At 59.1% G+C, this 21,441-nt stretch carries 22 protein-coding genes; 7 read left to right on the top strand and 15 right to left on the bottom strand.

All coding sequences use genetic code 11. The features are described 5' to 3' along the window. Window positions 1-210: 210 nt before the first annotated feature. From IWX87_RS07570 to IWX87_RS07515, 12 genes are all read right to left on the bottom strand, one after another. Window positions 211-1,908, bottom strand: a complete 1,698-nt coding sequence (locus IWX87_RS07570) for a long-chain fatty acid--CoA ligase (protein WP_196862908.1) — start codon at window positions 1,906-1,908, stop codon at window positions 211-213. A 20-nt stretch (window positions 1,909-1,928) separates the two neighbouring features. After that, window positions 1,929-3,152 (bottom strand): acyl-CoA dehydrogenase family protein, encoded by a 1,224-nt coding sequence (locus IWX87_RS07565; RefSeq protein ID WP_196862907.1) that lies wholly within the window; start codon window positions 3,150-3,152, stop codon window positions 1,929-1,931. Between the two features lie 26 nt (window positions 3,153-3,178). Then, window positions 3,179-4,273 (bottom strand): phosphotransferase, encoded by a 1,095-nt coding sequence (locus tag IWX87_RS07560; RefSeq protein WP_196862906.1) that lies wholly within the window; start codon window positions 4,271-4,273, stop codon window positions 3,179-3,181. Continuing rightward, window positions 4,270-5,043 (bottom strand): SDR family oxidoreductase, encoded by a 774-nt coding sequence (locus IWX87_RS07555; protein ID WP_196862905.1) that lies wholly within the window; start codon window positions 5,041-5,043, stop codon window positions 4,270-4,272. Before IWX87_RS07555 ends, IWX87_RS07560 begins: the two co-directional genes overlap by 4 nt. A gap of 45 nt (window positions 5,044-5,088) precedes the next feature. Then, the gene (locus IWX87_RS07550; protein WP_196862904.1) at window positions 5,089-6,267 is read right to left on the bottom strand and encodes an acetyl-CoA C-acyltransferase; all 1,179 of its coding nucleotides are present in this window, start codon (window positions 6,265-6,267) and stop codon (window positions 5,089-5,091) included. Between the two features lie 23 nt (window positions 6,268-6,290). After that, complete coding sequence (locus tag IWX87_RS07545; RefSeq protein WP_196862903.1) at window positions 6,291-8,378, bottom strand: 3-hydroxyacyl-CoA dehydrogenase NAD-binding domain-containing protein; 2,088 nt, start codon at window positions 8,376-8,378, stop codon at window positions 6,291-6,293. 774 nt (window positions 8,379-9,152) lie between these two features. Beyond that, window positions 9,153-9,896: an IclR family transcriptional regulator gene (locus IWX87_RS07540; RefSeq protein WP_280757846.1), complete on the bottom strand. Its 744-nt coding sequence runs from the start codon at window positions 9,894-9,896 to the stop codon at window positions 9,153-9,155. Between the two features lie 162 nt (window positions 9,897-10,058). Next, entirely contained in the window at window positions 10,059-10,340 is a 282-nt protein-coding gene (locus tag IWX87_RS19610) for a transposase (RefSeq protein ID WP_231374658.1), read from the bottom strand. A 24-nt stretch (window positions 10,341-10,364) separates the two neighbouring features. Further along, window positions 10,365-11,480, bottom strand: coding sequence for a lipocalin-like domain-containing protein (locus IWX87_RS07530; protein ID WP_231374657.1), 1,116 nt, complete (start codon window positions 11,478-11,480; stop codon window positions 10,365-10,367). Window position 11,481: 1 nt separating this feature from the next. Further along, a complete protein-coding gene (locus IWX87_RS07525) occupies window positions 11,482-12,564 on the bottom strand; it encodes a PLP-dependent cysteine synthase family protein (protein WP_196862901.1) in 1,083 nt (360 codons plus the stop codon). A 69-nt stretch (window positions 12,565-12,633) separates the two neighbouring features. Further along, the gene (locus IWX87_RS07520) at window positions 12,634-13,092 is read right to left on the bottom strand and encodes a hypothetical protein (RefSeq protein WP_196862900.1); all 459 of its coding nucleotides are present in this window, start codon (window positions 13,090-13,092) and stop codon (window positions 12,634-12,636) included. An 8-nt stretch (window positions 13,093-13,100) separates the two neighbouring features. Continuing rightward, window positions 13,101-13,637: a GNAT family N-acetyltransferase gene (locus tag IWX87_RS07515; protein ID WP_196862899.1), complete on the bottom strand. Its 537-nt coding sequence runs from the start codon at window positions 13,635-13,637 to the stop codon at window positions 13,101-13,103. Between the two features lie 225 nt (window positions 13,638-13,862). Between IWX87_RS07515 and rpsP the strand changes: the two genes are divergently transcribed. The 6 genes from rpsP to IWX87_RS07485 all read left to right on the top strand — a co-directional run bounded on the left by rpsP (window position 13,863) and on the right by IWX87_RS07485 (window position 18,160). Beyond that, entirely contained in the window at window positions 13,863-14,153 is a 291-nt protein-coding gene (gene rpsP, locus IWX87_RS07510; RefSeq protein WP_196862898.1) for a 30S ribosomal protein S16, read from the top strand. A gap of 15 nt (window positions 14,154-14,168) precedes the next feature. After that, window positions 14,169-14,777 (top strand): ribosome maturation factor RimM, encoded by a 609-nt coding sequence (gene rimM, locus IWX87_RS07505; RefSeq protein ID WP_196862897.1) that lies wholly within the window; start codon window positions 14,169-14,171, stop codon window positions 14,775-14,777. 72 nt (window positions 14,778-14,849) lie between these two features. After that, on the top strand, window positions 14,850-15,632 hold the full coding sequence (trmD, locus tag IWX87_RS07500; RefSeq protein WP_196862896.1) for a tRNA (guanosine(37)-N1)-methyltransferase TrmD: 783 nt from the start codon (window positions 14,850-14,852) through the stop codon (window positions 15,630-15,632). A gap of 129 nt (window positions 15,633-15,761) precedes the next feature. Next, window positions 15,762-16,163: a 50S ribosomal protein L19 gene (gene rplS / locus IWX87_RS07495; protein ID WP_196862895.1), complete on the top strand. Its 402-nt coding sequence runs from the start codon at window positions 15,762-15,764 to the stop codon at window positions 16,161-16,163. 81 nt (window positions 16,164-16,244) lie between these two features. Continuing rightward, the gene (locus IWX87_RS07490; protein ID WP_196862894.1) at window positions 16,245-16,958 is read left to right on the top strand and encodes a CoA pyrophosphatase; all 714 of its coding nucleotides are present in this window, start codon (window positions 16,245-16,247) and stop codon (window positions 16,956-16,958) included. A 179-nt stretch (window positions 16,959-17,137) separates the two neighbouring features. Then, on the top strand, window positions 17,138-18,160 hold the full coding sequence (locus IWX87_RS07485; RefSeq protein WP_196862893.1) for a CobD/CbiB family protein: 1,023 nt from the start codon (window positions 17,138-17,140) through the stop codon (window positions 18,158-18,160). A gap of 27 nt (window positions 18,161-18,187) precedes the next feature. On the opposite strand, the gene rsgA is transcribed toward IWX87_RS07485, so the two are convergent. Genes rsgA through IWX87_RS07470 form a run of 3 tightly spaced genes read right to left on the bottom strand, consistent with a single transcriptional unit; the run spans window position 18,188 to window position 20,780 of the window. After that, entirely contained in the window at window positions 18,188-19,159 is a 972-nt protein-coding gene (gene rsgA / locus IWX87_RS07480; protein ID WP_196862892.1) for a ribosome small subunit-dependent GTPase A, read from the bottom strand. Beyond that, window positions 19,156-19,476 (bottom strand): 4a-hydroxytetrahydrobiopterin dehydratase, encoded by a 321-nt coding sequence (locus IWX87_RS07475; RefSeq protein ID WP_196862891.1) that lies wholly within the window; start codon window positions 19,474-19,476, stop codon window positions 19,156-19,158. The genes rsgA and IWX87_RS07475 overlap by 4 nt, the downstream gene beginning before the upstream one ends. Next, window positions 19,473-20,780: a M48 family metallopeptidase gene (locus tag IWX87_RS07470; RefSeq protein WP_196862890.1), complete on the bottom strand. Its 1,308-nt coding sequence runs from the start codon at window positions 20,778-20,780 to the stop codon at window positions 19,473-19,475. The genes IWX87_RS07475 and IWX87_RS07470 overlap by 4 nt, the downstream gene beginning before the upstream one ends. A 35-nt stretch (window positions 20,781-20,815) precedes the next feature. On the opposite strand from IWX87_RS07470, the gene orn reads away from it, so the two are divergent. After that, window positions 20,816-21,379 carry an oligoribonuclease gene (gene orn / locus IWX87_RS07465; RefSeq protein WP_196862889.1) on the top strand — a complete coding sequence of 188 codons (564 nt, stop codon included), beginning with the start codon at window positions 20,816-20,818 and terminating at the stop codon, window positions 21,377-21,379. Window positions 21,380-21,441 lie beyond the last annotated feature (62 nt).

Here is a 21,441-nt window from a genome sequence, read left to right as displayed (position 1 = left end):
AAAACTAGCCACTTGAGCATCGAACTTTATGCGGCATCTTCCTTGACAGCGCCCAGGAATGATGCCTCTGGCTGTGTAGAGATCGCTATGGCGTGCACCACAGGCTTGCATCTTCACCATGATTACGCCTGGTTGGGGTGGATCGACCCAGATGTCATCGACAACCATGGGTGTCCCAACTGAGCGGGCAATGGCGGCTCGGGCTTTCTTTTATGAACCGGTTTCCTTTTTGTCGTTTTCTGCTTGGCGCTCCTGCAGTTCGCGCCACATGATTTTGCCAGTGCCCGACTTGGGCAGGATGTCCACAAATTCCACCAAGCGGGGGCTCTTGTAGGCTGCCATGTGTTCGTGGGCCCAGGCCGTAATGTCTTGCGCACGGATTTGACCCACCTGGTCTGGCTTTAGCACCACGAAGGCCTTGACGGTTTCACCACGTTTGGCGTCTTGTGCGCCGATCACGCACACCTCGTGAATCGCGGGGTGGTGGTACATGAGTGCTTCCACCTCGGCCGGCCAAACCTTGAAGCCCGACGCATTGATCATGCGCTTGAGTCGGTCCATCATGAAGAAGTAACCCTCCTCGTCGATGCGTGCCAGATCGCCGGTGCGAAGGAAGCGTTTGCCATCTAGGATGATGAAGGTTTGGGCGTTGGCACCTTCGTTGCGCCAGTAGCCCTGCATGACCTGCGGTGCGTGCACCACGATTTCGCCTGTTTCCCCTTGCGGAAGTTCGGCCAGAGTGATGGGATCGATGATGCGAGCATCCACGTCGAAAATCGGAATGCCCAGGCACTGCGGCTTGGGCCGGTGCGGCGGGTTGATGTGGGTGGCCGCCATGGTCTCGCTCATGCCGTAACCTTCAATGTAATCGAGGCCCGTGAGCTCGCGCAGCTTTTTTGCTACTGCCGCTGGCATCGCTGCGCCACCGCCCCGAATGCCTTTCAGTGTTGACAAGTCGTATTCTGCGATACGGGGGTTTGCCAGAAAATCCACCACCATGGTGGAGATGGCTTGCCAGCTGGTCACGCCATGGCGCTGCATAAGTTCGGCAGCGGTCTCACGGTCCCAGCGTGACATGACCACGATGGTGGCACCGATGAACATCGGCCCATTCATGCCACCAGCCATGCCGGTAACGTGAAAGAAGGGCAGTACCGAGAGCATCACCGCGTCCTGGGTTCGGGCGAACCAATGCATGCCGCCAATGGCTGTGCACTGCACGCTACGGTGGGTGTGCATGCAGCCCTTGGGGTGGCCAGTGGTGCCCGAGGTGTAGGGCATGACGCAGAGGTCGTCAGGACCGGTGCTGACTGGGCCAGGCTGGAGCGAAGCAGCGAGGGCATCTCTCCAGGCATGAAGACCGTCGCCTGACAGGTGCTGACGCGTTGCGCTCACGAAATCGGGCAGGCGCAGATCTGTGACTTCGGTCAGGTAGTCGCTGTAAGTGGCGACCACCAAATGCTTCAACACGGGCGCTTCAACCGCAGCAGGGTTCAGGTGCGGCGTCAATTGCGACACAAGATCCTGCGCGCAGATGACCACGCTTGCGCCAGTGTCGGCCACATAGTGCGCCAGCTCCTCGCTCATGTTCATCGGGTTCACCGGCACCACGACGGCATTGGCGCGCAATATGGCGTAGTAGCCCAGCACCCACTGCGGGCTGTTCTGCAGATACAGCAATACGCGGTCGCCAGACTTAACGCCACACACCTGCTGCAGGTAGCCAGCCAGGCGTGTGGCTTCATCGTGAAATTCGGCGAAGCTCAGGGTCGAGCCGTAGTAGATCAGGTAGGGCTTGTTGGCATAACGCCGGGCCGAGACCTCGGCGTTGTAGAACAGGCCGGTTTCGGGCAGCGTCAGATGCTTGGAGAGATCTTTCGGCCAGTGAAGTTCGTGTGGTTCAGACATGATTTAAATGGCTCATGGGCTCAGAATTTCGTGGTGTGGCGGGCCAGCTCTTCTTTGGCAATCGCGTTGCGGTGCACCTCGTCCGGGCCGTCTGCGAAGCGCAGGGTGCGCACGCTGGCATAGGCTTTGGCCAGACCGAAATCGTCGCTGACGCCAGCGCCGCCATGCACTTGCATGGCCCAGTCGATCACCTGCAAAGCCATCGAGGGCGCGGCAACCTTGATCATGGCAATTTCCTGGCGCGCCTGTTTGTTGCCCACTTTGTCCATTTTCCAGGCGGCGTGCAGTACCAGAAAGCGCGACTGGTCGATCAGGATACGCGACTGGGCAATGCGCTCGCGCGTGACACCCTGGTCGGCGATGCGCTTGCCGAAGGCGGTGCGTTGCGTGGCACGTTTGCACATGTCTTCCAGCGCACGTTCAGCGCGGCCGATGACGCGCATGCAGTGGTGAATGCGGCCTGGTCCCAGGCGGCCTTGGGCAATCTCGAAGCCACGGCCTTCGCCTAGCAGCATGTTGCTGGCGGACACACGCACGTTGACGAATTCGACTTCAGCGTGACCATGGGGTGCGTCGTCGTAGCCAAACACCGTCAGGTGCCGCAATACCTTCACGCCAGGTGTGTCCATGGGCACAAGAATCATTGACTGCTGCGAATGGCGCGAGGCTTCGGGATCGGTCTTTCCCATGAAAATCATGATCTTGCAACGCGGGTCGTTGGCGCCCGAGGTCCACCACTTGCGGCCGTTGATAACGTAATGGTCGCCGTCGCGCTGGATGCTTGCTTCGATGTTGGTGGCGTCGCTGGAGGCCACTGCGGGCTCGGTCATGGCGAAGGCCGAGCGGATGGTGCCGGAGAGCAAAGGTTTTAACCACTTTTCTCGCTGTTCGGGTGTGCCGTAGCGCACGATGGTTTCCATATTGCCGGTGTCGGGAGCCGAGCAGTTGAAGGGCTCGGAGCCAATGGCCGAGCGGCCCATGATTTCGGCCAGTGGCGCGTATTCAAGGTTGGTGAGGCCTGCGCCGAGTGATGATTCGGGCAGAAACAGATTCCACAGGCCCGCGCTTTTAGCCTTTGCTTTCAGCGCTTCCATCGCCTGCGGTTCCTGCCACGGGTTGCCTGCCGCACGGAAAGCGTTCATCTCGTCGGCGAATTGCGGCTCTGCAGGGTAGACGTGGTCGACCATGAAAGCTTTCACGCGAGCCTGTAGCGCTTGAACCTTGGGTGAGTGATCAAAATCCATGGGGTCTCCAATAGTTTTATATGCGATTAGCGGTTGTGGTGCAGTGTCAGAGCCAGATTCCAGGCCTGCTCTGCCAGGGGCCGGGCGCGCTTGGCCGTTTCGACGGCCGAAGCATTCGACGCTGTGCCCAATTCAGCGCGCTTGGCAATGCCTTGCAGGATGCCGACCAGGCGGAACATGTTGAACACCAGGTAGTAAGTCCAGTCGGCTTCAGCCACCGCTGTGCTGCGGCCCGTGCGCTGCATGTACTGCGCTCGGTAGTCGGACTCAGACGGAATACCGAGCGTGGCCAGGTTGCCACCCCGCAGGCCGCGCGAGCGTCCGGCGGGCATGTGCCAGGTCATGCAGTGGTAGGCGAAGTCCACCAGTGGATCCCCGAGGGTTGATAGCTCCCAGTCGAGTACTGCGACGATGCGCGGCTCGGTGGGGTGGAAGATCACGTTGTCGAGCCGATAGTCGCCATGCACGATGCGGCTCTGGCCCTCTGTGGGCATATGGCGGGGCAGCCAGTCGATGAGGAGGTCGGCTGCTTCGATCGGCTCGGTCTCGGCCGCTTTATACTGGCGCGTCCAGCGTGCGATCTGGCGTTCCAGGTAGGCGCCGGGACGGCCGTAGTCGGCCAGGCCAATGGCGACTGGGTCAACGTTGTGCAGCGCTGCCATGACACGGTTCATCTCAATGTAATAAGCGCCGCGCTCAGTCGCTTCCATGCCGGGCAGGGTGGGGTCCCAGAGTATGCGGCCTTCCACATGGTCCATCACGTAGAACATCGAGCCGATGACGGTGGCGTCTTCGCACAAGGCATGCGTTTTTGCCACGGGGACGTTGGTGCTGGCCAGCGCGCTGATCACGCGGAATTCTCGGTCGACGGCGTGTGCCGAGGGCAGGAGATCGCCTTGTGGCTTGCGGCGCAACACGTAGCGTTGGCCACCTGCAGTGAGCAGATAGGTCGGGTTGGACTGACCGCCCTTGAACTGGGCCACAGACATCGGGCCCTGGAAGCCGGGCACGTTGGCAGCCATCCAGGTGGCGAGGCGCGCTTCGTCGAAGGCGTTGTAGGGTCCCACCGGTTGGGTGCCGGTGAACTGCGATTGCACGTCGTTTGATGCGGGCTGGCTCATACTGCCGAGCTACCACCGTCGACTGCAATGTATTGGCCGGTGATATGGCGCGAGGCCTCGCTGGCCAAGAACACCACTGTACCCATCAGGTCTTCGTCACCGCCCAGACGCTTGAGCGGTGAACGGGCGATCACGGCTTCGCCGATCGTGTCCAGCAAACCGGCCGACATTCTGGACGGGAAAAAGCCGGGGCAGATGGCGTTCACGTTGATATTGTATTGCCCCCATTCCCCGGCCAGCGCACGGGACAGGTTGATGGCGGCTGCCTTGGAAGTGTTGTACGCCACAGTCTGCACACCAGCACCCATGCCTTTTAGTCCAGCCACCGAAGCGATGGTAATGATTTTCCCCTTTTGACGCGGAATCATGCAGCGCTTGCCAACCTCGCGTGCGAGGAAGAAGGGTGCGTTCACATTCAGGTTCATCACCTTGTGCCAAGCGGCATCGGGGTAGTCTTCGGCGGGCGCTCCCCAGGTGGCGCCCGCGTTATTGACCAGTATGTCGATCGGCCCCAAGGCGCTGAGCACTTCGTCGACCAATGCGGGAATGCTTTCGCTGTTCTGCAGGTCGTTCACTACGGTGAACACAGTGATGCCTTTGCGCTCCAGGTGTTTCTTGGCTTCAGCAAGCTCATCGGCCTTGCGCGCACTGATCGCCACCTTGCAACCCATTTCACCCAGGGCCTCGGCCATTTGCAGGCCCAGGCCGCGTGAGCCGCCGGTGATCAGGGCGACCTGGCCGTCGAGCTGGAACAGTTGTTTGACGCTCATGCTTGTCTCCTTATTGTTATCTTTGTCTTTGACATTGGATTGGGATCAGCAGACTTCGAACAGGCCGGCCGCTCCCTGGCCACCGCCGATGCACATGGTGACCACCACGAATTTAACGCCCCGCCGCTTGCCTTCGATCAGCGCGTGGCCGGTCAGGCGCGCGCCGCTCACGCCGTAGGGGTGGCCCACGGCAATAGCACCGCCGTTGACGTTGAGCAGTTCGTCTGGAATACCTAGCTTGTCGCGGCTGTAGAGCACTTGGCAGGCAAAGGCCTCGTTGAGCTCCCACAGGCCGATATCTTCCACCTTCAGACCCGCTCGCTGCAGCAGGCGTGGTACGGCATAGACCGGGCCAATGCCCATTTCGTCTGGCTCACAACCCGCAATGGCGAAGCCGCGGAAGATGCCGAGGGGCTGGATGCCGAGCCGTTCGGCGCGTTTCGCGTTCATCACCACGCAGGCCGAGGCACCGTCGCTGAATTGGCTGGCGTTGCCTGCTGTAACCACGCCTCCTGGCAAGGCAGCGCGAATCTTCTGTACCGCTTCGATTGTTGTATCGGGACGAATACCTTCATCGGAATCGATGGTCACTTCTTTCCTGCTGATTCGGCCTGTGGCTTTGTCGGCCACGCCCATGGTGGTGGTCATAGCGAAGATCTCGTCCTTGAATTTGCCTGCGGTTTGGGCTGCGGCGGCGCGCAACTGGCTGCGTACGCCGTATTCGTCTTGCGCCTGTTTGCTGATTTTGTAGCGCTGTGAAACGGTTTCAGCTGTCTGCAGCATGCTCCAGTACAGCTCGGGCTTGTGCTCAATCAACCAAGGATCGCGGCGCATGTGGACGTTGGCTTCGTTTTGCACGCAGCTGATGCTCTCTACGCCGCCGGCCACAATGGCAGGGCAGCCCTCCAGGATGACCCGCTGCGCGGCCATGGCGATAGTCTGCAGGCCCGAGGAACAAAAGCGGTTGACACTCACGCCCCCCACGGTTACCGGCAGGCCAGCGCGCAGGGCAATGGCGCGGGCAATATTGCCGCCGGTCGTGCCTTCTCCAAAGGTACCACCCATGATGCAGTCTTCGATCTCGTTGGGATCAACACCAGAACGGGCGACTGCGTGCTGCACGGCATGGCCGCCGAGCGTGGCGCCATAGGTCATGTTGAAAGCACCTTTCCAACTCTTGGCCAGACCGGTACGTGCGGTGGAAACAATGACTGCATCGATCATGGAATGCTCCGTAATAGGTGTGGTTAAACGAAGGTTTTGCTGTTTTCGGCTAGCCGGACCAGCAGGGGTGCAGGTTGCCAAGACGCATCGGCGCCGGGCTCGCCGGCGAATCGGCGCAGGGCACGCACCACGTTGGTTAAGCCGACTTCGTTGGCATAACACATGGGGCCGCCACGGCGGGTCGGGAAGCCGTAGCCGTTCAGGTAGACCAGGTCTACGTCCGAGGCGCGCACGGCAATCCCCTCGGCGAGGATGCGCGCGCCTTCATTGACCAAGGCGAAGATGCAGCGCTCGACCACTTCTTCGTCACTAACCTTGCGCACGATGACGCCTTTGGCATTACGGTAGTCGACGATAAGCTTTTCAATCAGTGCATCGGTCTGCGGTTCACGCACACCGGATTCGTAGCGATACCAGCCTGCCCCGGTTTTCTGGCCGAAACGGTCCAGCTCACAGATTTTGTCGGCGATGGTCGGGTCGTGGGGCACACCGGCTTCAGCCGCCTTGCGCTTGCGTGTGGCCCAGCCAATGTCCAGGCCAGCGAGATCGCCCACACGGAAAGGGCCCATGGCGTAGCCAAAGCGTTCCATGGCTTTGTCGATCTGCTGGGGCATACCTCCCGCTACCACCATTGCGTGAGCCGCAGCGCCATAGCGGGCCAACATGCGGTTGCCAATAAAGCCATCGCATACGCCCGAGACCACAGCCACCTTCCCGATTTGCTTGCCCAGCGCAAGCGCCGTGGCCATCACGTCGTTGGCGGTCTTTTCGCCGCGCACGATCTCCAGCAGCTTCATGATGTTGGCCGGGCTGAAGAAATGCAGGCCAAGCACATTCTGCGGGCGCTTCGTGAAGCTGGCAATTTTGTTGATGTCGAGGTAGGAGGTGTTGGAGGCCAAGATGGCACCCGGCTTGCACACGGCGTCGAGCTGGGTGAACACCTTTTCTTTCACATCCATCTGCTCGAACACTGCTTCAATCACCAGGTCCACGTCGGCGAAGGCGGTGTAGTCAAGTGTCGGCGTGAGCAAGCCCATGCGCTGCTCGACTTGCGCCTTCGTGAGTTTGCCGCGTTTGGCGCTGTTCTCATAGTTGCGCCGGATGGTGGCCAAGCCTCGGTCCAGCGCTTCCTGCGCGGTCTCCAGCAGCACCACCGGCGTACCAGCATTAAGGAAGTTCATGGCGATGCCGCCGCCCATCGTGCCGGCACCGATGACGCCCACGGTCTCGATGGCGCGCAGCGGCGTGTCGGCTGGAATGTCTGGCAGCTTGCCGGCGGCGCGCTCGGCCGCAAACACATGACGCGCAGCGCGCGATTCGGGTGTAGCCATCAGGGCAAAAAAGGCGGCGCGTTCGCGCTTAAGGCCTTCTTCAAACGGTTGCGTCACTGAATCAGCCACGCACTCCATGCATAACAGCGGGGCGGGTAGGCCCTTGGCGGCCGTCTTAACACTGTTTCGGGCGAATTGCAGAAAGGCGTCGGCTCCGGCGGTGGGCATCTGCACGTCGCGCAGGCGGCGCAGAGGACGTTTTTCTTTCACGACTCGCTCTGCAAAGTCCACGGCTGCGGCGACTACGTCCGCACTTACCAACTCGTCGACCAAATCAGTGCCAGCGAAGCTGGCTGCCTTTTGCAGTGTGCCCGAGACGATCATGTCGAGCGCCAATTCCAGACCGATCGCACGCGGCAGACGCTGTGTGCCACCAGCGCCCGGCAACAAGCCTAGCTTCACTTCGGGCAGGCCCAGAGTGGCATCTTGCTTCGCCAAGCGGAAATGGCAACCGAGGGCGAGCTCAAGACCACCACCCAGTGCGTGTCCGGCGATCGCAGCCACCACCGGTTTAGGTGATTGCTCCAGTGCACTGACCACATCTGGCAGGCTGGGCGAGGTCAACGATTTCGAGGTACCAAATTCATTGATGTCGGCACCTTCCGAGAAAATTTTTTCGCCACCGGTAAGCACGACGGCGGTCACGGCCGGATCTGCCAGCGCGCGGTCCAGACTGACCACAATGCTGCTGCGCAGTGCGAAGCTTAGGCCGTTGACGGGCGGGTTGTTCAGGGTCAGCACAGCCACCGAGCCGCGCAGCTTGTAATCCACTGGGTTCATGGTATGTCTCCATTCTTTTGAAGGGCTAAATCAAAAATTATTTGACTTTAGGACTGCTGTGCAGAACATCATTCCAAACGAATTATGATAATAGCCGTATTCATCTTGAACGTAAAGGCGGGTTTCCTCTGGACGAAAAACTGAATCCTTACGGCAATGTGTGCTTTGTTTGTTTAAGATGCAGCACGCACAAAGACCGATTCAGCATTTTCATCATGCCGATCACAGACACGAAATTTTCAAAGCCTCGCCGACGACGCATCGCTTCGCCAAAGACACGTTTGCATTACACAACCGGGTGGCAGACGGAGCCGAGCCGTATGTGGTGGGCGGGATATTGGAGATGGCGAAGGGTATGCAGGCAGTAGTGCACAACGCATATCTTGGAAAATGATTACCAGTTCTAGCCAACTTTTTTGAGTAGCCGGCTACCGGGATACTTGTTGTCTGCCAGATCAAAACAATGTTTGACGGGTGCCAGGGCCGTGAGGTAGCGCTGGCATGGGTCTGCAACTTGGCTGACACCGCCATAACTGGATAAAAACTCGCCGTTATGACTGGACGCAAAGCAAAGTGGTGTTGGCGCAGTTCGCCATTTTCAGCCGCTTGTGGCCGCGCTGACGAGGTTTTTTACCGGACAAGTCGCAGCATTGAGATGGATTTTTATCGTTGGGAGTGAACGCGTTTCGGCGCACTGCGCAGCTTGTTGCGTCGTCTCTAAGAAACCGCATGAAACCTGCAGGCCGCCCGGCACTGGGCATGGCTCCAGGCCGGTCAGGTGGGCAACGCATTCTCAATGGAGCGCACCACCTGCAACAGGCGTGGGCGCACTTCGTCCAGCAGAAACTGCGGCGACAGGTTGTATGAAGGGCCACCTACGTTGACTGCCATGATGGGAAGGCCATTACCCGGATCGAACGCGCGAGCCACTCCGTTGACCTCTTTGTTCCAGTCACCAAACGAGCAGGTAACACCCAGCGTTTTGTAGTCTTCCAGTGCTTTGTCCACGCCAGCCTTGACCTTCGGCCAGGCGAGGTGATCCAGCTCGCAAATCTGTTTCATTGCCTCCAAGCGATCATCCTGGGTGACAGCAGCAAGCCACGCCCGTCCCATGGCCGACGTAGACAGCGGCATGCGCGAACCCACGTCGAGCGTCAGTGTGAGGGCAGCAGAGCTGCGACAGTTTTCCACGTAGATCATGGACAGTTTGTCGCGCAGGCCCAGCGATACCGAAGCTCCCGAGAATTCGGCCAGCTCCTGCATCATTGGCCGAGCGATCTTGCGTACATCGAGCTTGTTGAGTAGTGCGCTGCCCAGCGCCAGACAGGCCGTGCCCAGGCGATAACGGCCGCTTTCCTGCACGTGGATCAGATAGCCTAGTTTGGTCAGCGTCATGGTCAGGCGCGACACGGTGGATTTGGGCAGTTTGCAGCGCTGAGCCAGTTCCTGGTTGCTCAGGGTGATTTCGCCGTGACTAAAGCAGGACAACACTTCGAGACCACGCGCAAGTGCAGTCACGAAATGCCGGTCTTCCTTGGGCTTTCGGGCTTGTCTGGTTGGGGTAAGGGGAAGTGCTGCCCCAGCTTGCCCATCTTCGAGCCTCAACCCGCTGCCGATGGATTTTTCTGCGCTCAAAATGGAACTCCGTTCTGAAAAATGTATGTTGAACTTTATCCGCATTCAAGCGCTTTTGACCGGGTCTGGCAATGGGGTAAACCACCAGATATTCCTTGCGCAATGCACGGCGGTACTTCGGGAACTCCAATTCCAAATTTTTGAAAGAATCGCAGAGGTGCGGCCTTGTCGCACTGCTATCAAAAACTCAACTGTCTTGCCTTCCTTGCCCATGGCCAGATAGAGGTATTTCCAGACACCTTTGACCTTGATATAGGCGTCATCAATCGTCCATGAAAAAATTAAACTGACCGCACGAAAAAACTTGATCGCGCACAGATTCAGCAATGGTCGGCATCAAGTGGTTTATCTTCACAGCCTCAGTGCCTGTCCATACCCCGTCATTTCCAGATATCCGTTCCCGACGCGCTTGCCTTGGCCGTCTAGCAAATCGCTCAGTCCTTCCCAGTAAATCGAGCCCGTGGAGTTGCGGCTGTCAAGTTCCTGGTTGTCGAGCAGCGCTTTAATCGTGTAAAGGCCTGCGGGCGTTTGTACGCGCCACAGTACTGGGTAGCTGATTTGTGTGAGCGGGCTGGTCCAATGCCGCAGGGGGCTGAAGGTGACGTCGCCTGCGCCGAAAATTCGCAATTCGCCGCTGGCCGATCGCCAAGAGCCGCCGGCCCATATGGCCTTGCCGTCTTTGTCGCGCAGCCGAAAGGCGGTGAGGGCGCCGCCGTCGTCCAGGTTCATGCCCGTCCAGTCCCAACCCACCGCGCCGGGGGCGAGGATTTCCTCGCTCCATTCGTGGTCCAGCCAGGCTTTGCCGGTAACTTCAAATGTCTGCCCTTTAATTTGCAGCCGTCCGCGCGTTGCCAGTTGCGGCTGGCTGTAGTAGTAGCTGGCCTGTTTTTCTTCCGGGCCTTTGCGCGACAGGCCTTGCTTGCCTTGCAGCAGCATGCTTTGCGTTTCCTCAAATTGCAGGCTGAATCCGAAGTCAGTGGCCGGCAGCTCGGCGATGTAGCGCGGTCCGCTGGCGGTCAGCGTCCAGTCACGCAGCTTGAGCGCCATGTCCTGCTGGCTGGCAGACGCCACGCCAAAGCCTTCGCGGGCAATACGCTGGTCATGCCAGAGCTTACCGCCCTCTAGGTCTGTCACGGCAGCGTGCGCAAAAATCAGTTGCCGGGCGGCAAAGTTCGATGTCATTTGCGCTGTGCCGTCCACACGCGAGCGAAAGAAGGTGAGCTGGAAACCAAAACGGCGTGCACTGGCGTTGTCGGTGCTGGCCTGGCCGGTGATGTACCACCATTCTGTGCGAAAGTCGGCGTGTGCGCCGCGGTCGCGTGGAAACACCAGCGTTTTGGTGGGCAGGGCTAGAACGGATGTGCTGAGCACTGCGCAGCCCATTCCGGCCAAGCTGGCCAGCATCTGGCGGCGGTGCAGCGCATTGCTAGGCGGCATTGGCATGGAGGCGATCAGATCGGCGCCCATGTCAGCACTCCAGCATGGGCCGCATCAGCCGTTCGATGCGATGGCGTGCCGGTATGCAGTCGCCCAATTGGTGAAGGACCCAGTCGGCGTCGTGATACGTTGGCAGGTAGCGCTCGCCCGCATCGCACAGAAGCGATAACAGCGAGCCCTGCTCGCCAAGCGCCAGCATTTCATGAGCCAGCGTCAGCATGCCGAAAAAATTGGTGCCGGTGGACGGGCCGACGCGGCGCCCCAGTAACTGGCCAAGCGCTTGCATGGCAGCCAGTGAGTCGGTGTCGGCCACTTCAAGCATCCGGTCGATGACGGTCCGAATAAAGCTGGCTTCCACACGCGGCCGCCCAATGCCTTCGATGCGCGAGCCTGGAGCGGTCAGCCTGGCGTTGCCGGTGCGGTGGTATTCGCCAAAAACCGAGCCGGTCGGGTCGGCCACGCACAACTGGCTGGCGTGGCGCTGGTAACGCACATAACGGCCAATCGTGGCGCTGGTGCCGCCCGTGCCGGCGCCCACCACGATCCAGCGCGGCACTGGATGGCGTTCACGCGCCATCTGGCTGAACATACTTTGGGCAATGTTGTTGTTGCCGCGCCAGTCGGTGGCGCGTTCGGCGTAGGTGAACTGGTCCATGTAATGGCCCTGTGTGTCGCTGGCCAACTGGCGGGCGGCGTCATGTACCTGCGAGGCGCTGTCGACCCAGTGGCAGCGCCCGCCGTAAAAGGTAATTTGCGCCACTTTTTCTGGCGATGTATTGCGCGGCATGACGGCCACGAAAGGCAGGCCCAGCAGACGGGCGAAATAGGCTTCGCTGACTGCCGTGGAGCCGCTGGATGCCTCGACGATGGTTGACGATTCATGGATGAAACCATTGCACAACGCATACAAAAAAAGCGAGCGTGCCAGCCGATGCTTCAGACTGCCAGTCGGATGTGTTGATTCGTCCTTTAGGTAAAAATCAATACCCTGTGCCGCAAATTCAGGCAACGGCAAGGCGATGAGGTGGGTGTCTGCACTGCGCTGAAAGTCCGCCTCAATACGGTCAATTGCAGCGCTGAGCCAGCGATCTCTGGAAGTGTGAAAAGACGTCATGCCATAGATTCTCGCCAAATGCCTGCCAGTTGTCGCCGGTTCCGCATGAAAGCGGTTTTACAGGTTGCACTATTGACTGATTTTTCGGGCTTCTTCGACTTGGTATTCGAAGTAGCGCTGGAAGCTGAAGACAATGCTCGACATCAAAGAGATGGTGCCAAACAGCAAGGCAAAAACCACGGCGCCTATCGTCAACCAGTTGGTGTTGCCGGCGCGCGCATCGGGCGTCGCCGGATTGTGGATCGCGTTCCATTTTTCAGACGCCATCAAGCCGTAATAAATTCCGGTCAGCGCTGTGCCTGCCAGCGTGAAACCCAGCAGGGGAATCAGTATCCATGCGAGGTGGTCGTCTTGGCCGTACATCCGTACCCGCTCGACGCCCCACCAACCCAATGCCGCTGCCAGGGGGTGCACCCAAGCCCACAGGTCACGCCAGCCATAAAGGTAAAGGCGGTGCAGCCCCAACTGGCCGCCGATGAAAGCCAGCCAGGTGGCGAGTGTTTTGTTTTTCTGACGAGATGAATGCATGCGCTGGATTATGGGGTGGACGGCTCGTTTGGTGGCTCCGAACTGCCAAGTCCCAAGGTCTTTTGCATGATCACAATGTCGCGCCAAGCGCCGAATTTCCAGCCGCAGTCCTTGACGGTGCCAACTTGTTCGAAGCCCACTGCGCGATGCACGCCAATCGAGCCGGCATTGGCCGAATCACCAATGATGGCCATGACCTTGCGTATCCCCACTGCCTCACAATGCGCCAAGAGTTCGGCCAGCAGGGCGCGGCCCAGGCCCTTACGGTCCAAACCAGGTGCAAGATATACAGAGTCCTCGACCGAATACCGGTAGGCGGGACGCAGCTTGAACCAGTTGCCGTAGGCAAAGCCCAAAATATTTCCGTCCTGCTCGGCCACCAGATAGGGCAAGCCTTTGGACAGCACATCGGTCCGCCGGGTCGCCATGTCGGCGGTACTGGGCGGCTCGGTTTCAAAAGTGCCGGTGCCGTGAAGGACATGGTGTGCATAAATTGCGGTGATGGCCGCGATATCTTCATCGCGGCTGGGGCGTAGGAGGGGCATACGGGATGCTAAGCAAAGAGGTTGATGAATTTTCGATTTTTTCATCGGTGGCGAAGATCACGGGGACGATTTTCCATTGAAAATGGCCCGGCACGCGATGTAACCGGGAGCGCAAGCTATAATCGCAGGCTTTGCAGCATTTCGCTGGCCGGGTGGCCATGTCGTGTGTCTCAAGCGCTGCAGGAACATTGGGGTTATTTTTACCCCGCCACCCAAGGATAAATCATGGTCGTCATCCGGCTTTCACGCGGCGGTTCTAAGCACCGTCCATTTTTCAACATCGTTGTGGCTGACAAGCGCGTTCGCCGCGATGGTCGTTTCATCGAGCGCATCGGTTTTTACAACCCGATTGCCAAAGGCGGCGAAGAAGGCCTGCGCATCGTGCAGGACCGCCTGACCCACTGGATCGGTGTTGGCGCCCAGGCGTCTCCGACCGTTCTGCGCCTGATCAAGCAAGGCGGCGCTTCGGTTGCAGTTACTGCCGCTGAACTGCCTGCTGAAGTCGCAGCAGCCTGATTTAGCTGCTTTTCAATGATGCCTGGCCTTCAACCGTCCGTGGATTTGACACCGTCAAAGCTGCCTGAAGACGCGATTGAGGTCGGGCGCATTCTGGATGCATGGGGTGTCAAGGGCTGGCTCAAGGTCCTGCCGCATAGCAACGATCCAGAAGCGCTTCTTTCCGCTAAAACCTGGTACCTGCAGGCGCCTGATGCCAAGTTCCGACCCGGTTTCAGCCTTTTTTCCGGCACCGTCTCCCTCAAGGTGGACGAATCAAAAATTCATTCCGGCTCGGTGGTGGTCAAGTTCGCAAATCTTGACGATCGCACCCCTGCTGAAGCCTTGCGCGGCGCCCGTATATTCTTGTCGCGCAGCAGCTTTCCAGCCGCTTCCCCTGATGAATACTACTGGGTCGATTTGATCGGCCTGAACGTGGTTAACCGCGAAGGCGTTGCCTTGGGCTGCGTTCGCGATTTGATGACGACTGGCCCCCAATCGGTCTTGTGCATCGAATACACGATGACGCAGGAAGACGGCAGCAGTGCCGTAGCCGAGCGCATGATTCCCTTTGTTGCAGCCTATGTGGACAAGGTTGATATTGCCGGCAAATGCGTCACGGTTGACTGGCAACCCGACTACTGAGGCTTGATGCTGCGCCCGGGCGTCATGCCTTGTCGTTTCCAGCCACTCGTTTGGTACTCAAAGTAGGTTTTCATGCGCTTTGATGTCATCACCCTGTTTCCCGAACTTTTTGCGCCCTTCCTGACCTGCGGCGTGACGCGACGCGCCTATGAATCCGGCCTGGTCGATGTCCGGCTCTGGAACCCGCGCGACTTTGCAGATGGACGTTACCGGCGGGTCGATGACCGGCCCTTTGGCGGTGGCCCGGGCATGGTCATGCTGGCTGAGCCGCTCACGCTGTGCCTAGAAAGCATTCGTGCTGACCGCGCCGCTCTGGGTGCACCCGATGCGCCCACGGTTCTTTTTTCTCCTGTCGGCGAGGTGCTGAACCATGCCGGCGTCGAGCGCTGGTCTGGCTCTAGCTGCGGCGCGGTGCTGATCTGCGGCCGGTACGAAGGCTTGGACCAGCGCTTCATTGAAACCCATGTCGATCTTCAGGTCAGCCTGGGCGACTTTGTGCTGTCGGGCGGTGAAATCGCCGCCATGGCCCTGCTGGATGCGGTGGCGCGGCTTCAGCCGGGCGTGTTGAATGACGAGGCAAGCCATCAGATGGACAGTTTTAATCCGGCGCTTGATGGCTTGCTGGACTGCCCGCACTACACCCGCCCCGAAGCCTGGCGTGGTCAAGCCGTGCCGCCAATCCTGATGTCAGGTAACCATGCGCACATTGAACGCTGGCGACGCGATCAACGGCTGGCCCTGACGCAACGCGAGCGCCCCGAACTGGTCCGTGCAGCGCGCAGAGCTGGACAGCTGAGCATGGGCGACGAAGCTTTTCTGGCTGATTTGCCAAAAAATCCGGAGCCGGACGCCTGAATTGCTATAATCATGGGCTTTTCGATCCTCTGGCGGCCACTGCAACCACCTGATTTTTTGAATCAATTACTGGATTTGCGGTCTTTAGCGTAGCGCGTGCATGAGCGAAATTAGTTAGATGGAAAAATCATGAATCTGATTCAGACTCTTGAGCAGGAAGAAATTGCCCGCTTGAACAAGACCATTCCCGTTTATGCGCCTGGCGACACCGTCATCGTGAGCGTGAATGTGGTTGAGGGCACGCGCAAGCGTTTGCAGGCTTTTGAAGGCGTCGTGATTGCCAAGCGCAATCGCGGTCTCAATTCCAGCTTCATTGTTCGCAAGATCTCCAATGGCGAAGGCGTCGAGCGTACATTCCAGGTGTACAGCCCGCTGATCGCCAAGATTGAAGTCAAGCGCAAGGGTGACGTGCGACGCGCCAAGCTGTACTACCTGCGTAGCCGCAGCGGCAAGTCGGCGCGTATCAAGGAAAAGCTGGGCATCAAGGCTGTCAAGACAGCCAAGGTCGTGCAGCCTGCACAGGCTGCGTAAAAGCAGCCGTCAAGCATTTTTTGCTTTTGAAAAGCCGCTCTGTGGAGCGGCTTTTTTTATGCTTTGTTATCCTGCCTTGCCATGAACCCCGTCAAGTCTTTTTCCCTGCCCGTATTTGATCCGCGCTCCATTCCTGTCCTTGGCAGTGACAGCCACATGGCCGGCGTCGGCTCTGACCGGCTAACGCCGCAAGCGCTGCGTGACCGCTTTCGTCATCCGCCTATGTGGACGCCTGAACACAGCGTAGAGATGAGCTTTTCCGACCGGCAACCGGCGCTGGCCGCCGTCTTGCTGCCATTGGTGATGCGTGAGGAACTCATGCTGTTGCTGACCGAGCGCTCGACCAACCTGTCCACGCACTCAGGCCAGATTGCCTTTCCGGGTGGTCGTACCGACGACACCGACCAGGATGCGGTTGACACCGCGCTGCGGGAAGCGCACGAGGAAATAGCCTTGCCGCGCCACCATGTCGAGGTGTTGGGTACCTTGCCGACCTATGTCACAGGCTCGGCCTTCATCATCACGCCGGTCGTGGCGCTGGTCACGCCAGGTTTTCAGCTGCATCCCAACCCGGGAGAAGTGGCCGATGTGTTTGAAGTCCCGCTCAGATTCCTGATGAACCCCGCGCACCATCAGCGTCATGAATCAGAGTTCAACGGCGTGCTGCGCCAGTGGCTGTCCATGCCTTACAACGACCCGATGAGCCACATGGCGGGCAGCGAAACCAGGGAGCGCTACATCTGGGGCGCAACCGCCGGCATGCTGCGCAACTTTTACCGTTTTCTCAGCGCCTAAAGCCTTCGCATTGCAGCAAACCAAACGCATTGGGGCGCAATAGCGCCAAAGTGCGCATGCAGCTTTCAAGACCAGCCAGGGGGCCGGAACCGCCTTCGCCGGGCCGCAGGCGCAGCAGCCCCATCCGGGGTGGCCACGAACCACACAGTGGAGAGCGTGGGGGCCAGTTATGATTTGCCATGAGCTTTTTTGCCGTTTTGTTTGCCTTGATCCTGGAACAGGCCCGTCCATTGGCCCGTGGCAACTGGGTTCATGCTGCTTTCCTGGGCTGGTCGCGTTGGGGCCACCGCAGCCTGGACGCTGGCAAGCCGCACCACGGATGGATCACCTGGATGTTTGCCGTCATGGTGCCTACACTGCTCACACTGCTGATGCACTGGTTGCTCTGGCAGGTCAACATCTTGCTGGCCTTTGTCTGGAGCGTGGCGGTCCTGTATGTCACGCTGGGGTTTCGCCAGTTCAGCCATTATTTCACTGACATTCGCAATGCACTGGACGATGGCAACGAAGACATCGCCCGCGAGTTGTTGGCTGAATGGCGCCAGGTGGATGCCAGCGAATTGCCGCGAAGCGAAATCGTTCGCCATGTGATCGAGTATTCAGTGCTCGCCGCACACCGCCATGTGTTTGGCGTACTTGGCTGGTTCTCAGTGCTGGCCGCTTTGGGGTTCGGACCAGCCGGTGCTGTGCTTTACCGCATGAGCGAATTTGTGGCGCGTTACTGGAGCTACAAAAGCAGAACACCGGGAGAGGGCGCCAGCCCGGCCCTGCAGCAGGTGGCCAACCTTGCCTGGGGCGTCATTGATTTCGTGCCTTCGCGTATCACGTCACTGGGGTTTGCCGTGGTTGGCAGTTTCGAAGACGCTATCGATTCATGGCGAAATTACACGCAACGCTTTCCATCAGGTGCCGCTCTGGCCACAGCCAGCCGTAACGATGGGCTAATTCTGGCGGCCACATCAGGCGCGGTGAATGTACGGCTTGGAGGCGTGGCGCTCGATGCTGTTCAGGTGTCCCCTGCCGCGCAGGAATTCGAGGTCGGTGGACTGGTCGATGTTGGCGATGTCCCCGTCGCGGCAGCAATGACCTGCCGCGAGCCTGAGGTAGCCCACCTGCGCAGCGTCGTGGGCCTGGTCTGGCGCTCGGTAGTTCTGTGGATGGTGCTGCTGGCGCTGCTGACGCTGGCGCGGCTGCTGGGCTGAAAGCCTGGCAGCGCCCGGCGTACTTTTTCAATACCGCGTCTGCGACAGCTCTTCGAACAACTCGCTATACAAACGATAGCGATTAGCGCTTATGCTGCTTGCGTGATCGATCGATTTTACTTCTGAAATCACGCCACAGCCCGGTTCATGCAAGTGCGTGCAGTTGTAGAACTTGCAGTCCTGCGCATGCGCTTTGAAGTCCGGCATGTAGTTGGCCAGTTGCATCGGCTCAATGTGGTGCAATCCGAATTCCTGGAAGCCCGGCGAGTCGATCAACGCCGTTGTCCTGTCTTCATCAACCCAGTACAGCGTCGTGCTGGTTGTGGTGTGCTTGCCCGAGTTCAGGGCTTGCGAAATCTCGGCGGTTAATACCTTGGCCTGCGGCACCAGCAAGTTGGTCAGGCTGCTTTTTCCTGCACCCGACGGGCCGAGCACCAGGGTTTTTTTTCCGCGCAGCAATTCCATCAGTTCGCGAGTCTGCACCGAATCTTCAGGCACGGTCGCGGCTTTTGGCTTGATTGCCAGCGGCAGTATCTGGTAGCCCATGGTGCGGTAGGGCGCCAGCTTGTTCCAGGCCCGACCGAAGGGCTCGGCCAGGTCACTCTTGTTCAAGGCAATGACAGGCTTGATGTGCTCGGCTTCTGCTGCAATCAAAGCGCGCGTCAGCTGGCTTTCAGAGAATTCGGGCTCTGCCGCGATCAGGATCAGCACCTGGTCCAGGTTGGCCGCAAACGACTTGGTGCGCATTTCGTCCTGGCGGTAAAAAAGGTTGCTGCGTTCATCGATCTTTTCGATCGTGCCTTCATCCTGCGACGGCAGCCAGCGAATGCGGTCGCCCACAACCACCTGGCTTTTCTTGCCGCGTGGATGGCAGATCACCCGCTCGCCGGATTCGGTTTCGACCATCACATGGCGTCCAAAGCCGGCCACCACCAGACCCGATTGCGTGCCGGCAAGCGCTGCTGTGCCGGCACGCGCCGGACGAGAGGGCTTGCTCAAGCCAGCAAGGCGTCAACCCTCGACGCGCAGAAAAAGTCGCTTACGGAAATGCCCTTGACATCGTGCGTGTTGAAGCGCACCTTGCACTGCCCGTAACTGGCTTCAAGGTCGGGATGATGGTCTTCTGCGTTGGCAATGAATGCCACCGCATTCACAAAACCGATGGTTTCGTAAAAATTCTTGAATTTGAAGGTTTGCTCCAGCGCACCGTCGATCAGCCGCCAGCCCGAGGCCTGCTCGCCATTGAGGTTGCTCAGATGGGTGACGATTTCTGTGGCGCTCAGGGCGCGACGGTTTTGATGGATCGGGTTGCTCATGCGGCTGCGCTTTCTGGAGAGGGGGTGAGGGTGCTGAGAGTCGCCATGCGTCCCAGCCGCTCGGAGGCTGGAGGGTGGGAATAATAGAACTTCACAAATACCGGATCAGGCGTGAGCGTGCTGGCATTGTCCTTGTAAAGCTTGAGCAGCGCGCTTTGCAGGTCGCGGCCGTCGGTCTGCGAAATGGCGTAGGCATCTGCCTCGAACTCATGCTTGCGCGACGACTGCGCCAAGAGCGGGGAAACAAAAAAGGTGAACAGCGGCACGACCATCAGGAACAGCAGCAGCGCCAGCGCGTCGTTGCTGCCCTCCAGGTTGGGCTGCACGCCCAGCCCGGTGTAAAACCAGACCTGGGTTGACAGCCAGCCGAGCAAAGCAAACCCCACCAAACTCATGGCAAACATCACGCCGATGCGTTTGATGATGTGCTTGTGCTTGAAATGGCCCAGTTCATGCGCCAGCACGGCATCGACCTCGGCCGGGTTGAGTTGGTTGAGCAACGTGTCGTAGAACACCACTCGTTTGGCCGCGCCAAAGCCGGTGAAGTAGGCATTGGCATGCGCCGAGCGCCTGCTTCCGTCCATCACGAACAGGCCCTTGGCGGCAAAGCCGCAGCGCTGCATCAGCGCCGTGACGCGCGTTTTCAGGGCTTCGTCGTCCAGCGGCTTGAACTTGTTGAACAGCGGCGCAATCACCGTTGGAAACAGCACCAGCACCAGCAGGTTGAAACCCATCCAGACGATCCAGGTCCACAACCACCACAGCGCGCCCGCGCTGCCCATGAGCCACAGGATCAGCGCCACGATGGGCAGGCCGACGAGCGCGCCAACGGCCGTGGACTTCACCAGGTCGGCCAGCCACAGCCTGAGCGTCATCTTGTTGAAGCCAAACCGCTCCTCAAGCCGGAACGTCTTGTAGAGCGTGAACGGCAGGTCAAGCAAGCCACTGATCGCGCCGAATGCCGCGAGCAGCGCCAGTTGTGGCACCAGCGCGCCATAGTCAGCCAGACCCGAGCGCACCAAAGTCTGGTTCAGCGTGTCGATGCCGCCCAGCAGCGTCCAGCCCATCAGCAGCGCGGCTGCAAAGGCCATTTCCAGCATTCCCAGGCGTGTCTTGGCAATCGTGTAATCCGCCGCCTTCTGGTGCGAAGCCAAGCTGATGGTGGATGCAAAAGCCGCCGGCACCTGGTTCCGGTTCCGTGCAACATGGCGAATCTGCCGCGAGGCCAGGTAGAACTTCGTCAGCAGCCCAAGCATGAGAAGTGCGGCGAACAGTAATGTGAATACAAAAGAGGGGTCAGTCATGGCAACGAGTTTAGGCGATAGGCGAGAATTGCAAGATGTTAGAGACTGAACCCTTATTAAAGAAATCCGACCAGAACCTGGTCTGGCTGGACTGCGAAATGACCGGGCTGGACCCTGAAAAGGAACGCATCATTGAAATTGCCGTCGTCGTGACCGGCCCGCAACTCACGCCGCGCATCGAAGGCCCGGTACTGGCCATTCACCAGTCCGACGAACTTCTGGGGCAGATGGACAAATGGAACAAGGGCACGCATGGCCGTAGTGGTCTGATCGACAAGGTCAAGGCCAGCACGGTGAACGAAGAAGATGCCCAGACGCAATTGCTCGCCTTCCTGGCAAAGTACGTTCCCAAGGGCAAGGTGCCGATGTGCGGCAACTCCATTGGCCAGGACCGGCGCTTTTTGGTCAAGTACATGCCCAAGCTTGAAATCTTTTTTCATTACCGCAATGTCGATGTCAGCACCTTCAAGGAACTGGCGAAGCGCTGGCAGCCCGAGGTCTGCAGTGCTTTCAAGAAACGTCAGCTCCACACAGCGCTGGCAGATGTGCACGAGTCAATTGACGAATTGCAGCACTACCGCGATCATTTTTTGAAGTAATTCAAAGCTCTTTTGGTAGTTTGCGGATATGCGGTATGTGATTGTCGCTATCAAAATGATAT

The organism is Polaromonas sp. CG_9.7 (assembly GCF_015752205.1).
Lineage (GTDB): Bacteria > Pseudomonadota > Gammaproteobacteria > Burkholderiales > Burkholderiaceae_C > Polaromonas.
This window is presented reverse-complemented; position numbering and strand designations above follow the sequence as displayed.

What these genes read in the sequence shown, in the direction of transcription:
- IWX87_RS07570 (WP_196862908.1), bottom strand. Translation starts at nt 1,908, where the DNA reads ATGTCTGAACCACACGAACTTCACTGGCCGAAAGATCTCTCCAAGCAT.
- IWX87_RS07565 (WP_196862907.1), bottom strand. Translation starts at nt 3,152, where the DNA reads ATGGATTTTGATCACTCACCCAAGGTTCAAGCGCTACAGGCTCGCGTG.
- IWX87_RS07560 (WP_196862906.1), bottom strand. Translation starts at nt 4,273, where the DNA reads ATGAGCCAGCCCGCATCAAACGACGTGCAATCGCAGTTCACCGGCACC.
- IWX87_RS07555 (WP_196862905.1), bottom strand. Translation starts at nt 5,043, where the DNA reads ATGAGCGTCAAACAACTGTTCCAGCTCGACGGCCAGGTCGCCCTGATC.
- IWX87_RS07550 (WP_196862904.1), bottom strand. Translation starts at nt 6,267, where the DNA reads ATGATCGATGCAGTCATTGTTTCCACCGCACGTACCGGTCTGGCCAAG.
- IWX87_RS07545 (WP_196862903.1), bottom strand. Translation starts at nt 8,378, where the DNA reads ATGAACCCAGTGGATTACAAGCTGCGCGGCTCGGTGGCTGTGCTGACC.
- IWX87_RS07530 (WP_231374657.1), bottom strand. Translation starts at nt 11,480, where the DNA reads ATGGGCGCCGATCTGATCGCCTCCATGCCAATGCCGCCTAGCAATGCG.
- IWX87_RS07525 (WP_196862901.1), bottom strand. Translation starts at nt 12,564, where the DNA reads ATGACGTCTTTTCACACTTCCAGAGATCGCTGGCTCAGCGCTGCAATT.
- IWX87_RS07520 (WP_196862900.1), bottom strand. Translation starts at nt 13,092, where the DNA reads ATGCATTCATCTCGTCAGAAAAACAAAACACTCGCCACCTGGCTGGCT.
- IWX87_RS07515 (WP_196862899.1), bottom strand. Translation starts at nt 13,637, where the DNA reads ATGCCCCTCCTACGCCCCAGCCGCGATGAAGATATCGCGGCCATCACC.
- rpsP (WP_196862898.1), top strand. Translation starts at nt 13,863, where the DNA reads ATGGTCGTCATCCGGCTTTCACGCGGCGGTTCTAAGCACCGTCCATTT.
- rimM (WP_196862897.1), top strand. Translation starts at nt 14,169, where the DNA reads ATGATGCCTGGCCTTCAACCGTCCGTGGATTTGACACCGTCAAAGCTG.
- trmD (WP_196862896.1), top strand. Translation starts at nt 14,850, where the DNA reads ATGCGCTTTGATGTCATCACCCTGTTTCCCGAACTTTTTGCGCCCTTC.
- rplS (WP_196862895.1), top strand. Translation starts at nt 15,762, where the DNA reads ATGAATCTGATTCAGACTCTTGAGCAGGAAGAAATTGCCCGCTTGAAC.
- IWX87_RS07490 (WP_196862894.1), top strand. Translation starts at nt 16,245, where the DNA reads ATGAACCCCGTCAAGTCTTTTTCCCTGCCCGTATTTGATCCGCGCTCC.
- IWX87_RS07485 (WP_196862893.1), top strand. Translation starts at nt 17,138, where the DNA reads ATGAGCTTTTTTGCCGTTTTGTTTGCCTTGATCCTGGAACAGGCCCGT.
- IWX87_RS07475 (WP_196862891.1), bottom strand. Translation starts at nt 19,476, where the DNA reads ATGAGCAACCCGATCCATCAAAACCGTCGCGCCCTGAGCGCCACAGAA.
- IWX87_RS07470 (WP_196862890.1), bottom strand. Translation starts at nt 20,780, where the DNA reads ATGACTGACCCCTCTTTTGTATTCACATTACTGTTCGCCGCACTTCTC.
- orn (WP_196862889.1), top strand. Translation starts at nt 20,816, where the DNA reads ATGTTAGAGACTGAACCCTTATTAAAGAAATCCGACCAGAACCTGGTC.